The sequence below is a fragment of the Streptomyces sp. NPDC046887 genome, assembly GCF_040644755.1.
Taxonomy (GTDB): domain Bacteria; phylum Actinomycetota; class Actinomycetes; order Streptomycetales; family Streptomycetaceae; genus Streptomyces; species Streptomyces lichenis.
In genome coordinates, this window is sequence record NZ_JBEYXH010000030.1 from 61,432 (window position 1) to 73,785 (window position 12,354).

The window sequence follows — 12,354 nt, forward strand, 5'->3', positions numbered from 1 at the left end:
GACGGAGAAAAGGCGACGCCGGGCAGCCACGGGGGGAGCTGCCCGGCGTCGGTCCGTCGCTCCGACGGGGGATGCGGAGCGCGTAGGAAGTATGTCACGGGGAGCGGCCCCAGGGGCACGGAAACACACGATCGATCTGAGCTTTTCTTGAGCTTCACGGGCCGGAACAGGGGCTTAACACAGTCGGAACGGAGCCGTCCGCGCGGAACCCTCCGCTCCACCGGAGCGGGCCTGGTGGAACCCCGCACTCCACCTCCCGCCGCGCTCAGGCCGCCGGATGCTCCGCCCCGTTGCGCGGTCCCTCCCGGGGCTCCTCGCCCGGGCGGCCGCGACGGTCATCCGCCGCCGCATCGCCCTGCGGGGACCGGGAGTCGTCCTGCGGAGTCCAGGAGCCCGAGGGGAGCATCGGCCGCTCCTGCGGCCCCACCCCCATGAAGCTGGAGGGCAGCGAAGGGGCGCTCTCCCGGCCCGCGTTGGCGATCACCACGGCGATATACGGCAGCACCGCGCCGAGCACCAGGGCCACGATCGCCACATGGCGCTCCACGTTCCACAGCGAGGCGGCCGCGATCACCGAGAGCGTACGGATGGACATGGAGATCACATAGCGCCGCTGCCGGCCCCGGACGTCGTCCGCCAGGCCCTGGCGGGCGCCCGTGATCCGGAAGACCTCACCGCTGCCGTGCTTCCGCATCATGTGTCCCACCGCCCGCGTCCGCGTCCGGCGCTTCCCCGGCCGGACCTGCCTCCCACGGTACGCCCGCCACCGGCCGGCCACGAGAGCGGGTCCCACCAGCGGGGATGCCCCCGTCGGCACCGCCCCGCCGCTCACCCGCCGAAGTCCGACATGCGCGCTGCGCCAAGGGGCTCCAGACTTGTCGGGACTGCTCACGTCGATCCGTCAGAGGAGGCAGCCATGGGCTGGTTGTGGGCGATCATCGTCGGATTCGTGCTGGGACTGCTCGCCAAGGCGATCCTGCCGGGCAAGCAGCACAGCCCGCTGTGGCTGATCACCATCTTCGGCATCATCGGTGGCATCGTCGGCAACGCCCTCGCGCGGGCCTTCGGCATCGAGGCGACCCCAGGCATCGACTGGGGCCGCCACATCCTCCAGGTGGTCGCGGCCGTCGTCATCGTCGGCCTCGGCGACATGCTCTATATGTCCACCCGCGGCAAACGGCATCAGCAGCGCGCCTAGCGCGCCCACGGGGCGGCCACCCCGTCCCGTACCGGAAAGGCGGCGGCCCGGGCACCGCAAGGCACCCGGGCCGCCGCCCCCGTACATCCCGCCGCCGGCCCCAGCCCGCGGCGCCTCCCGGCCTTCCGGCCGCCGACCTCAGCCCGCGGCGCCGTCCCGGCCTTCCCACCGCCGGCCTCAGCTCGCGGCCGCCACCTCGATCGCGGCCAGGTTCTTCTTGCCGCGCCGCAGTACCAGCCAGCGGCCGTGCAGCAGCTCGTCGGCGGACACCTCGGCGTCCTCGGCGGTGACCTTCACGTTGTTCACGTAGGCGCCGCCCTCCTTGACCGTACGGCGGGCCGCGGACTTGCTGGGGGCGAGGCCGACCTCGGCGAACAGGTCCACCACGGCCCCCGGCGCCGCCACCTTGGCGTGCGGCAGCTCGGCGAGCGCGGCGGCCAGCGTCGCCTCGTCCAGCTCACCCAGCTCACCCTGGCCGAACAGCGCCTTGGAGGCGTTGATCACGGCGGCGCACTGGTCGGCGCCGTGCACCAGGGTGGTCAGCTCCTCGGCCAGCGCCCGCTGGGCGGCCCGGGCCTGCGGCCGCTCCTCGGTGACCCGCTCCAGCTCCTCCAGCTCCTCCCGGGTCCGGAAGGAGAGGATCCGCGAGTAGGTGGAGATGTCCCGGTCGTCCACGTTCAGCCAGAACTGGTAGAAGGCGTACGGGGTGGTCATCTCCGGGTCCAGCCAGACGGCCCCGCCCTCGGTCTTGCCGAACTTGGTGCCGTCCGCCTTGGTCATCAGCGGGGTCGCCAGCGCGTGCACGGAGGCGTCCGGCTCCAGCCGGTGGATCAGGTCGAGCCCGGCCGTGAGGTTGCCCCACTGGTCGCTGCCGCCCTGCTGGAGGGTGCAGCCGTAGCGCCGGTACAGCTCCAGGAAGTCCATCCCCTGGAGCAGCTGGTAGCTGAACTCGGTGTAGCTGATGCCCTCCTGCGACTCCAGCCGCCGGGCGACCGAGTCCTTGGTCAGCATCTTGTTGACCCGGAAGTGCTTGCCGATGTCCCGTAGGAACTCGATCGCGGACAGCCCCGCGGTCCAGTCCAGGTTGTTGACCATGACCGCGGCGTTCTCCCCCTCGAAGGAGAGGAACGGCTCGATCTGGGACCGCAGCCGGGACACCCAGGCCGCGATGGTCTCCGGGTCGTTCAGGGTGCGCTCGGCGGTCGGACGGGGGTCGCCGATCTGGCCGGTCGCCCCGCCGACCAGCGCCAGCGGCCGGTGCCCGGCCTGCTGGAGCCGGCGGACGGTGAGCACCTGCACCAGATGCCCGACGTGCAGACTGGCCGCGGTCGGGTCGAAGCCGCAATAGAACGTGACGGGACCGTTCGCCAGAGCCTTGCGCAGGGCGTCCTCGTCGGTGGACTGGGCGAACAGCCCACGCCACTTCAGCTCGTCGACGATGTCCGTCACGGTCTCGCGTCTCCTTGGTCCGTCGTGTTCAGGGATGTCCGGTCAGTCTAGGCGGGTCACACCCCCTTGCTGACCGAGCTCATATTGAAGTCCGGCACCCGCAGCGGCGGCATCGCGGTCCGGGTGAACCAGTCGCTCCACTCCCGCGGCAGGGTCCGCTCGGTGCGGCCCGCCTCCACCGCCCGGGACAGCAGGTCCACCGGCGACTCGTTGAAGCGGAAGTTGTTCACCTCGCCGACCACCTCGCCGTCCTCCACCAGGTACACCCCGTCCCGGGTCAGCCCGGTCAGCAGCAGCGTCGCCGGGTCCACCTCGCGGATGTACCAGAGGCAGGTGAGCAGCAGCCCGCGCCCGGTGGCGGCGGTCATCTCCTCGATGGACCGCTCACCGCCGCCGTCCAGGATCAGGTTGCCCGCCGCCGGGGCCACCGGGAGCCCGGTCAGCTCGGCGCTGTGCCGGGTGGCGACCAGCCGCTCCAGCCGCCCGCCGCTCATCCACTCCACCGGCGCCACCGGCAGCCCGTTGTCGAACACCGAGGAGTCGTCACCCGAGGAGTGCGCCACCACGAACGGCGCCGACTCCAGGCCCGGCGCGCCCGGGTCACTGCGCAGGGTCAGCGGCAGCGGCGAGAGCGTCTCGCCCACCCGCGTACCGCCGCCCGGGCGGGAGAAGACCGTGCGGCCCTCCGCCGCGTCCCGGGCCGCCGCCGACCACAGCAGGTAGATCAGCAGGTCCGCGACCGCGGTGGGCGGCAGCAGCGTCTCGTACCGCCCGGCCGGCAGCTCCACCTTCCGCTCCGCCCAGCCCAGCCGGACCGCCAGGTCGGCGTCCATGGCCAGCGGGTCCACATCGGTGAAGTCCCGGGTGGCGCGGCCCGCCCAGGCCGAGCGGGTGCGGTCCGGGGACTTGGCGTTCAGCTCCAGCGTCCCGGACGGCTGGTCGTGCCGCAGCCGCAGCCCGGTGGAGGTACCCAGATAGGTGGAGGTCAGCTCGTGGCTGGCGAAGCCGTACAGCTCCCGCCCGCCGGCCCGGGCCCGGCCGAACGCCTCGCCCAGCGCCGGCGCGAACGCCGCGAACACCCCCGAGCCGGTCTCGGCCGGCGCGTCGGTGAAGCCCGGGCCGCCACCGCGGTACGCCGACGCCGGCGCGTCCGCGACCAGCGGCCGGGCGTCCTCGGCCGGCCCCGCCGCCCGGGCCGCCGCCTCGGCGGCGCGCACCAGCGGCTCCAGCTCGTCGGCGGTCACCGCGGCCCGGGAGACCACCCCGGAGGCGGTGCCCTCGGAGCCGTCCACGGTGGCGATCACCGTCAGGGTGCGGCCCCGGGTGACCCCGTTGGTGGTCAGCGCGTTCCCGGCCCAGCGCAGATTGGCCGAGGACTGCTCGTCGGCGATCACCACGCAGCCGTCCGCGCGGGACAGCTCCAGGGCGCGCTCGACGATCTCGTACGGCTTGGCAGCGGGGCTCATCGGCCGGCCTCCTGGGTGGTGTTCAAGATGTTGACGCCGCGGAACAGGGCGGACGGGCAGCCGTGCGAGACCGCCGCCACCTGCCCCGGCTGGGCCTTGCCGCAGTTGAACGCGCCGCCCAGGACGTAGGTCCCCGGGCCGCCGACCTTCTCCATCGAGCCCCAGAAGTCGGTGGTGGTCGCCTGGTACGCGACGTCCCGCAGCTGCCCGGCCAGCCGGCCGTTCTCGATGCGGAAGAACCGCTGCCCGGTGAACTGGAAGTTGTAGCGCTGCATGTCGATCGACCAGGAGCGGTCGCCGACCACGTAGATCCCGCGCTCCACCCCGCCGATCAGGTCCTCGGTGGACAGCCCGCCCGGCTCCGGCGCCAGCGAGACGTTCGCCATCCGCTGCACCGGCACACGGCCGGGGGAGTCGGCGAACGCGCAGCCGTTGGAGCGGCCCAGCCCGGTGAGCCGGGCGATCCGCCGGTCCAGCTGGTAGCCGACCAGCCGCCCGTCCTTCACCAGGTCCCAGCTCTGCGCCGCCACGCCCTCGTCGTCGTAGCCGATCGTCGCCAGCCCGTGCTCGGCGGTCCGGTCACCGGTCACGTTCATGATCGACGAGCCGTACGCCAGCTTGCCCAACTGGTCGAAGGTGGCGAAGGAGGTGCCCGCGTACGCCGCCTCGTACCCCAGCGCCCGGTCCAGCTCGGTGGCGTGCCCGATCGACTCGTGGATAGTCAGCCAGAGGTTGGAGGGGTCCACCACCAGGTCGTAGCCGCCCGGCTCCACGCTCGGCGCGCGCATCTTCTCCGCCAGCAGTCCCGGCAGCCGCTCCAGCTCGGCGTCCCAGTCCCAGCCGGTGCCGGTCAGGTACTCCCAGCCGCGCCCCACCGGCGGCGCGATGGTCCGCATCGAGTCGAACTCGCCGGTCGTCGCGTCCACCGCCACCGCGGTCAGCTGCGGATGCACCCGCACCCGCTGCTGGGTGGTGACCGTGCCGGCCGTGTCCGCGTAGAACTTGTTCTCGTGCACGGCCATCAGCGAGGCGTCCACATGCGCCACCCCGTCGGCCCGCAGCAGCCGCGCGCTCCAGTCCGCGAGCAGCGCGCCCTTCTCCGCGTCCGCCACCGTGAACGGGTCGATCTCGTACGAGGAGACCCAGGTGCGGTCCGCGTGCACCGGCTCCTCCGCCAGCTCCACCCTCTCGTCGGACCCCGCCGCCGCGATCACCCGCGCCGACAGCTTGGCCATCTCCACCGCCTGCGAGGCCACCTTCGCCGCCGCGTCCATGGACAGGTCCACCCCCGAGGCGAACCCCCACGCCCCGCCGTGCACCACCCGCACCGCGTACCCCAGGTCGGTCGCGTCGGAGGAGCCCGCGGGCTTGGCGTCCCGCAGCCGCCAGGAGGCGCTGCGCACCCGCTCCAGGCGGAAGTCGGCATGCTCGGCGCCGAGCGCACGGGCCCGCGCGAGCGCCGCGTCGGCCAGCGCCCGCAGGGGCAGCGCGATGAACGCCGCGTCGATGGAATGAGGCACGGAATGTCTCCTGTCGTCGAGACGGGTCGCCCCGATCATGTCGCGCCCCGGGGGCCGATTCCAGCGAGTTCGCCGACGGGGGAGCGATCGGCCGGCCGCCCCGCCCCGCCCGCCGCCCCCGGGGGCCCTCCGCGGCGGCCGTACGCAGGAACGTTCCGCGGGAGCCGCGGCAGCGACCCGCCGCCGGGACCTTCCGAGCGGATGAGGGGGATCTTCTGTAGGGACCCGACAGCCCGTGCGGTACGCCACTGTCAGGGCCCGATTCTCCGTACCGCCCCCCCGACCGATAGTTTGCAGACGTACCAGACCGCAGAGCGAAAGGGTGAACCGTTGAGCCGCTCGGTTCTCGTCACCGGAGGAAACCGGGGGATCGGCCTCGCCATCGCCCGTATGTTCGCCGACGCCGGCGACAAGGTCGCCATCACCTACCGGTCCGGGGAGCCGCCGGCCGAGCTGACCGAGGCCGGCTGCCTGGCCGTGCGGTGCGACATCACCGACACGGAGCAGGTGGAGCAGGCCTACAAGGAGATCGAGGAGAAGCACGGTCCGGTGGAGGTGCTGGTGGCCAACGCCGGCGTCACCAAGGACCAGTTGCTGATGCGTATGACCGAGGAGGACTTCACGTCCGTCCTCGACACCAACCTCACCGGCACCTTCCGCGTCGTCAAGCGTGCCAACCGCGGCATGCTGCGCGCCAAGAAGGGCCGCGTGGTCCTCATCTCCTCGGTGGTCGGACTCCTCGGCTCGGCGGGGCAGGCGAACTACGCCGCCTCCAAGGCCGGCCTGGTCGGCTTCGCCCGCTCGCTCGCCCGTGAACTCGGCTCGCGCAACATCACCTTCAACGTCGTGGCGCCCGGCTTCGTCGACACCGACATGACCAAGGCGCTCACCGACGAGCAGCGCGCCGGCATCGTCAAGCAGGTGCCGCTCGGCCGGTACGCGCAGCCGGACGAGATCGCGGCCGCGGTCCGCTTCCTGGCGTCCGACGACGCCTCGTACATCACTGGAGCCGTCATCCCGGTTGACGGCGGATTGGGCATGGGTCACTGAGTCACATGAGCGGAATCCTCGACGGCAAGCGCGTCCTGATCACCGGTGTGCTGATGGAGTCCTCCATCGCCTTCCACACCGCCAAGGTGGCCCAGGAGCAGGGCGCGGAGATCATCCTCACCGCCTTCCCCCGCCCGACCCTGACCGAGCGCATCGCCCGGAAGCTGCCCAAGCCCGCCAAGGTCATCGAGCTCGACGTCACCAACGACGAGCACCTGGCGCGCGTCGAGGAGGTCGTGCGCGCGGAGCTCGGCGGCCTGGACGGCGTGGTGCACTCCATCGGCTTCGCCCCGCAGGACGCCCTCGGCGGCAACTTCCTGAACACCCCCTTCGAGTCGGTCGCCACCGCGATGCACGTCTCGGCGTTCTCGCTGAAGTCGCTCACCATGTCCTGCCTGCCGCTGATGGAGAACGGCGGCTCGGTCGTCGGCCTCACCTTCGACGCGCAGTTCGCCTGGCCGCAGTACGACTGGATGGGCCCGGCCAAGGCCGCGCTGGAGGCCACCAGCCGCTACCTCGCCCGCGACCTGGGCGAGCGGAACGTCCGCTGCAACCTGATCTCCGCCGGGCCGCTCGGCTCGATGGCCGCCAAGTCCATCCCGGGCTTCGGCGACCTGGCCAAGGTCTGGGACGAGCGCTCCCCGCTGGCCTGGGACATGAGCGACCCGGAGCCGGCCGGCCGCGGCGTCGTCGCCCTGCTCTCGGACTTCTTCCCGAAGACCACCGGCGAGATCGTGCACGTCGACGGCGGTGTGCACATCATGGGCGCCTGACCGGCCCCCCCCACGCCGCAGGTACGCGAAGGCCGCGCCCCGTCCCGGATCGCCTCCGGACGGCGCGCGGCCTTCCCGCGTACCGGCCCGCGCTCCAGAGGGTCACCCCGCCGAGTCGTAGAGTCACCGCCGCCACGGCAGAATGGGACGGAACGGGACGAAGGTTCCGTGGCGTGTGGGGAGGTGTGGCTGTGCGTACGAAGCACCACCCGGCCGATCGCCGGGTACGGCACCACCGGGGACACCGGACGGCGGCGGCCCTGTCGGCCGTCGCGGCCCTCACGGCCGTACTCGCCGGCTGGGCCCTCGGAGCCAGGGCGTACGGCGGCGAGCGCGCCGACCAGGAGGCGGTCTGCCGCACCTCCGTCGAGGGCTCCCGGGTCACCGCGTACTGCCACAACCCCTACCCCCGCACCGACCGCGTCCAGCTCCATGTGGAGTGCGCGCGCTGGTGGGACATCGACTCCGACGGAGCGCCCGTGGACATCGCCCCGGCCGGTTACGCAGAGTTCGACGGCCGCTGCTGGAAGGAGATCGGCACCGCCTGGCTCAGCCACCAGCCGGTGGCGGGGTGAGGCGGTGGATCACCCCGTAGGTGCCGGGGGAGTGGCCGTCGCCCTGTCCGGATTGGCCGTGTCCGCGGCCGTCGCCCTGTCTGCGGACGCCCGCAGGCAGAGGAACGGATAGCCCGCCGCCTCCGACTCCGCCAGCTCCGCGTCGCCGGCCCGGATCGCCTCCACCAGCCGGGCGTGGTCCATGTGGTTCTCCGGCCGCAGCTCCTCGCCCACATCGTCACGGAGCCAGTCCCGCAGCAGATGCCCCAGGTCGGCGTAGACCTCCGACAGCACCTCGTTGTGCGAGGCGGCCACCACGGCCAGATGGAACGCCGCGTCCACCTGCACGAACAGCTCGGCGTCCCCGGCCTGCCAGGCGTCCTCCCGGCGCTCCAGCAGCGCGTCGAGCGCCCGCAGGTCCCGCTCGGTGCGGCGGGCGGCGGCCAGCCGGGCCGCCGAGGACTCCAGGGTCGAGCGCAGCTCGGCGACATGGCGCGGATCGGCCCCCGCGAACCGCCGGTGCATCACCCCGGCCAGCTCGCTGGTGGCGATGACATAGGTGCCCGAGCCCTGCCGGATGTCCAGCAGCCCGTTGTGGGCGAGTGCCCGGACCGCCTCGCGGACCGTGTTACGGGCCACCCCCAGCTGCTCGACCAGCTCGGGCTCGGTGGGGATCCGGGAGCCGACCGGCCACTCGCCGGACGTGATCTGGCCGCGCAGGGCGGCGATCACCTGGTCGGACAGCCCCGATCGGCGGGGCGAGCTGAGAGCCATGGTGCTCCTTGGCGGGACGACGGGAGTGGCTGACGAGCTGGACAACCAATCATCCCATGATTCTATGATGGGGTCATGCCCGACCCGCAGCAGACCTCCACGACCACCGCCGCCACTCTCGACCCGCCCTCCCCTGCCGCCCCGGCCTCCCCGGTGGCGGCGAAGGCGCCGCGGCCGCCGCGGCCGTCTGCGGGCTGGCTCACCCGGCTGCTCATGGTCGGACTCGTCCTCGCCGCGCTCAACCTCCGCCCGGCCATCACCAGCCTCGGCGCCCTGCTGGAGGAGGTCCGCGGCGGACTCGGGATGAGTGGCGGTACGGCCGGACTGCTCACCTCCGTGCCACCGCTCTGCTTCGCCGTCTTCGGCTCCCTCGCGCCCCGGTTCTCCCGGCGCTTCGGTCCGGGCACGGTGGTCCTCGCGGGTATGACCGCCATCACCGCCGGGCTGCTGCTGCGGCCCTTCGCCGGCGGGACGGCCGCCTTCCTGGCCGCCAGCGCCCTGGCGCTGATGGGCATCGCCGTCAGCAACGTCCTGATGCCGGTGATCGTCAAGCGGTACTTCCCCGACCGGGTCGGCACCATGACCGGCCTGTACTCCATGGCGCTGGCCCTCGGTACCTCCCTCGCGGCGGCCGTCACCGTGCCGCTCACCCAGGCACTCGGCGGCGACTGGCGCCTCGGGCTCGGCGTCTGGGCCGGCCTCGGCGTGCTGGCCGTCGCGGTCTGGCTGCCGCTCGCCCGCACCCGGCCCCGGGCGGCCGGGGACGCCCCGGAGACCGATCAGACATCCGACAGTGCCCCGGCCCCCGGGGCGGCTCCGGCTCCCGCCCTCCGGATAACCCGCAGCCGCACCGCCTGGGCGCTCGCCTGCTTCTTCGGACTCCAGGCCACCGGCGCGTACATCACCATGGGCTGGATGCCGCAGATCTTCCGGGACGCCGGGGTCTCGGCCGGCACCGCCGGAGTGCTGCTGGCCGTCACCATGGTCATGGGCGTGCCGCTGGCCTTCGTCATCCCCCGGCTCGCCACCCGGATGCGCAACCAGGGGCCGATCGTGGTCGCGCTGGCCCTGTGCGGACTGACCGGGTACGCCGGACTGCACCTCGCCCCGGCCGGCGGGGCCTGGGCCTGGGCGGTGCTGCTGGGCGTCTCGAACTGCGCCTTCCCGCTGGCCCTCACCATGATCGGCATGCGCTCGCGGACCGGTGCCGGGGTGGTCCGGCTCTCCGCCTTCGCCCAGAGCGTCGGCTATCTGATCTCCATCCCGGGCCCCATCCTGGTCGGCACCCTCTACGAGCACAGCGGCGGCTGGGACCTGCCGCTGACGCTGATGGCGGCGCTGATGGTGCCGCAGATGGTGGTGGGCGTGCTGGCCGGACGGGACCGGACGATCGAGGACGAGGGGTGAGGTGCGAGACTGGGCGCATGCAGCAGCCTGTGCTCGACCCGAACCCGCAGAACGGCCAGAAGAAGCTCCTCCTCGTCTTCGGCGCGATGCTCGCCATCGGCACGGTGATCGGCATCATCGCCACCATCGTCTCCCCCTGAGGTCCCCTGAGGTCCCCCGAGGCCAACGGCCTGAGGCCTCCTGGTTGCGGGGGATAACCCCACCATCCACTAGGGGGCGGGCCTCAGGGTGAAGTAGGTGGTCTGCCGGATGGGAACGGGGGCACCGGCTCCGTAGCGTGGAGATCACCGGAAGACGTCCGACACCTGGCGTCGCCCGGCGATCTCCACAGCCACGGACCGGACCACGGAGGCGCCATGTCGGCCCACACCCACCAGGGCGTTTCCCCCGCGCCCCCCACCGCCCCCGGCACCCGGCTGCCCTGGTGGGCGGCCGCCCTCCCGGTCCTCGTCTTCACGGCCCTGCTCGCCCTGATGACCGCCGGCCACGGTGCGCCCACGGCCCGCGGTGACGCCGAGGTCGGCCGGGTTCTCCAGCGGATACAGCAGACCCTCACGCCCTGACCGCGGCCAACACCCCACGCCCACCGGCGGGTTTCATGCGAAGCTGGGAGACATGAGCGCCGACACAGCCCGCAGGATCGTGCTCCTCCGGCATGCCAAGGCCGACTGGCCCCAGGTGTCCGACCACGAGCGGCCGCTCGCCGAGCGCGGCCGCAAGGACGCTCCGGTCGCCGGCCGCCGGCTCGCCGAGACCGGCATCCCCTTCGGCCTGGCCCTGTGCTCCACCGCGACCCGGACCCGGGAGACCTGGAAGCTCGCCGTACAGGAGCTGTCCGACCGGCCTCGGACCGTCTACGAGGAGCGGCTGTACGAGGCCTCCGCCGGCGAGATCATCGCGCTGCTCAACGAGACCCCCGAGGACGTCCGCGACCTGCTGGTCATCGGCCACAACCCCGGCATGCACGCCGTCGCCGAGGCACTCTCCGGCGGCGCCGAGGGCGACACCAGGAGCCGGATGAACCGCGGCGGCTTCCCGACCGCCGCCTTCGCCGTGGTCTCCTTCACCGCCCCCTGGAAGTCCCTGGAGATCGGCGTCGGCACCCTCACCGACTACTGGACCCCGAACGCCTGAGGCGCCCCGGAAGGATCGGCGCCCGGGGTGGCCCGAGCGTGAGTCCGCGCGCCGCCCCGGCCCGGATGGCTTGGACGGGTGTGGGCCTACGCGCCGCCCACCAGGCCGCTCGCACCCGCCCCGGCGACGCCCGCCGACAAGGCCGCCGGGCTCGGCCCACCGCTGCCGGGCCTCGGCCCACCGGGTCGGCTTCCGGCCCGGGCCGACGTGCCCGGTCGGCCCCTGCCGCCGTGGCCTCGGCTGATTGCGCCGGCTTCCTCCGTATCCATCGGCCCCCCGCCCCGGCGGCATACGCGAGGAGAGGGCCGCCGTACGTCGGCCTGCCCGTCCCCCCTCGCCGGCCCTTCGGCGACCGCCTCGACCGCCGGGTGTCGGCCCACCATCCCTTGCCCTTGCCGTCGGCCCTTCGGTGACCGTCTCGGACTCGGCCGAGCGGATCGCCCGCCACCGCGGCCAGGCCGGACGGGCCTACGCCACATCTGTCGCGCTCGCTGCCTCGTGCCGCATCAGGCCAGGCTCGCCCTGCCGGCATCCCCACCCGGATCCGGCTCGACGACGTCGGCGCTGGTCCGGTGGGCTACTGGGAAGTCTCGTCGGGGTGCGGACTCGGCGTTCCGTTCGTCGCCACCGAACCACGAATCCGCGCGGCGGTACTGGGCTTGGGCGGGGCACTGGCCTCCGCCGAGGACGCCGCGGCGATCACCGTCCCGGTGGAGTTCCTGATGCAGTGGGACGACGAGCGGGTGCCGCGGGCGCAGAGCTGGGCACGGTTTGACGCCTTGGCCTCGGCGGAGAAGACGCTGCATGCCAACCTCGGCAAGCACGGGGAGACCCCGGCATTCGAGTCCGGACAGCACGTTGCGGTTCTTCGCCCGGCACCTCGGCTGACCCCCGCCGCCCGCGGCCTGATACGGCACCAGAGCCGTGGGCCCATGAGCCGAACCTGAGCCCGACAGAGCGGTCGGGCGGCAGCCCACCCGCCCGCGACCGCCGTCGATCCCCGCCCCACCCCGGGCCAGGGTGCCGCTG

Annotated in this window: 13 protein-coding genes and 1 pseudogene; 9 read left to right on the forward strand and 5 right to left on the reverse strand. The window is 73.1% G+C overall.

What is annotated here, in order from left to right; genetic code table 11:
• Positions 1-265 precede the first annotated feature (265 nt).
• The gene (locus tag ABZ945_RS24130; protein WP_361273171.1) at positions 266-694 is read right to left on the reverse strand and encodes a DUF3099 domain-containing protein; all 429 of its coding nucleotides are present in this window, start codon (positions 692-694) and stop codon (positions 266-268) included.
• 222 nt (positions 695-916) lie between these two features.
• Here ABZ945_RS24130 and ABZ945_RS24135 point away from each other — a divergent pair, with 222 nt between their 5' ends.
• Positions 917-1,198: a GlsB/YeaQ/YmgE family stress response membrane protein gene (locus ABZ945_RS24135; RefSeq protein WP_248634624.1), complete on the forward strand. Its 282-nt coding sequence runs from the start codon at positions 917-919 to the stop codon at positions 1,196-1,198.
• A 177-nt stretch (positions 1,199-1,375) separates the two neighbouring features.
• On the opposite strand, the gene tyrS is transcribed toward ABZ945_RS24135, so the two are convergent.
• From tyrS to ABZ945_RS24150, 3 genes are read right to left on the reverse strand one after another with little or no spacing between them, the layout of a single operon-like run.
• Positions 1,376-2,647 carry a tyrosine--tRNA ligase gene (gene tyrS / locus ABZ945_RS24140; protein ID WP_361273102.1) on the reverse strand — a complete coding sequence of 424 codons (1,272 nt, stop codon included), beginning with the start codon at positions 2,645-2,647 and terminating at the stop codon, positions 1,376-1,378.
• Positions 2,648-2,703: 56 nt separating this feature from the next.
• The gene (locus ABZ945_RS24145) at positions 2,704-4,113 is read right to left on the reverse strand and encodes a metallopeptidase TldD-related protein (protein WP_361273105.1); all 1,410 of its coding nucleotides are present in this window, start codon (positions 4,111-4,113) and stop codon (positions 2,704-2,706) included.
• The gene (locus tag ABZ945_RS24150; protein ID WP_361273107.1) at positions 4,110-5,633 is read right to left on the reverse strand and encodes a TldD/PmbA family protein; all 1,524 of its coding nucleotides are present in this window, start codon (positions 5,631-5,633) and stop codon (positions 4,110-4,112) included. The genes ABZ945_RS24145 and ABZ945_RS24150 overlap by 4 nt, the downstream gene beginning before the upstream one ends.
• Positions 5,634-5,963: 330 nt before the next feature.
• On the opposite strand from ABZ945_RS24150, the gene fabG reads away from it, so the two are divergent.
• From fabG to ABZ945_RS24165, 3 genes are all read left to right on the forward strand, one after another.
• Positions 5,964-6,683 carry a 3-oxoacyl-[acyl-carrier-protein] reductase gene (fabG, locus tag ABZ945_RS24155; protein ID WP_361273110.1) on the forward strand — a complete coding sequence of 240 codons (720 nt, stop codon included), beginning with the start codon at positions 5,964-5,966 and terminating at the stop codon, positions 6,681-6,683.
• A 5-nt stretch (positions 6,684-6,688) separates the two neighbouring features.
• Complete coding sequence (gene fabI, locus ABZ945_RS24160; RefSeq protein WP_248634619.1) at positions 6,689-7,456, forward strand: enoyl-ACP reductase FabI; 768 nt, start codon at positions 6,689-6,691, stop codon at positions 7,454-7,456.
• Between the two features lie 191 nt (positions 7,457-7,647).
• Positions 7,648-8,031 carry a hypothetical protein gene (locus ABZ945_RS24165; protein ID WP_361273114.1) on the forward strand — a complete coding sequence of 128 codons (384 nt, stop codon included), beginning with the start codon at positions 7,648-7,650 and terminating at the stop codon, positions 8,029-8,031.
• A gap of 9 nt (positions 8,032-8,040) precedes the next feature.
• Here ABZ945_RS24165 and ABZ945_RS24170 read toward each other — a convergent pair whose 3' ends face one another.
• Complete coding sequence (locus tag ABZ945_RS24170) at positions 8,041-8,784, reverse strand: FadR/GntR family transcriptional regulator (RefSeq protein WP_361273117.1); 744 nt, start codon at positions 8,782-8,784, stop codon at positions 8,041-8,043.
• Between the two features lie 75 nt (positions 8,785-8,859).
• Here ABZ945_RS24170 and ABZ945_RS24175 point away from each other — a divergent pair, with 75 nt between their 5' ends.
• From ABZ945_RS24175 to ABZ945_RS24195, 5 genes and pseudogenes are all read left to right on the forward strand, one after another.
• The gene (locus tag ABZ945_RS24175; RefSeq protein ID WP_361273120.1) at positions 8,860-10,191 is read left to right on the forward strand and encodes an MFS transporter; all 1,332 of its coding nucleotides are present in this window, start codon (positions 8,860-8,862) and stop codon (positions 10,189-10,191) included.
• A 17-nt stretch (positions 10,192-10,208) separates the two neighbouring features.
• On the forward strand, positions 10,209-10,331 hold the full coding sequence (locus ABZ945_RS24180; protein ID WP_361273122.1) for an SGM_5486 family transporter-associated protein: 123 nt from the start codon (positions 10,209-10,211) through the stop codon (positions 10,329-10,331).
• 216 nt (positions 10,332-10,547) lie between these two features.
• On the forward strand, positions 10,548-10,754 hold the full coding sequence (locus ABZ945_RS24185; RefSeq protein ID WP_361273124.1) for a hypothetical protein: 207 nt from the start codon (positions 10,548-10,550) through the stop codon (positions 10,752-10,754).
• Positions 10,755-10,806: 52 nt separating this feature from the next.
• Positions 10,807-11,325, forward strand: a complete 519-nt coding sequence (locus tag ABZ945_RS24190; RefSeq protein ID WP_361273127.1) for a histidine phosphatase family protein — start codon at positions 10,807-10,809, stop codon at positions 11,323-11,325.
• A gap of 545 nt (positions 11,326-11,870) precedes the next feature.
• Positions 11,871-12,213, forward strand: a pseudogene (locus ABZ945_RS24195) (alpha/beta hydrolase); the annotation flags it as partial.
• Positions 12,214-12,354 lie beyond the last annotated feature (141 nt).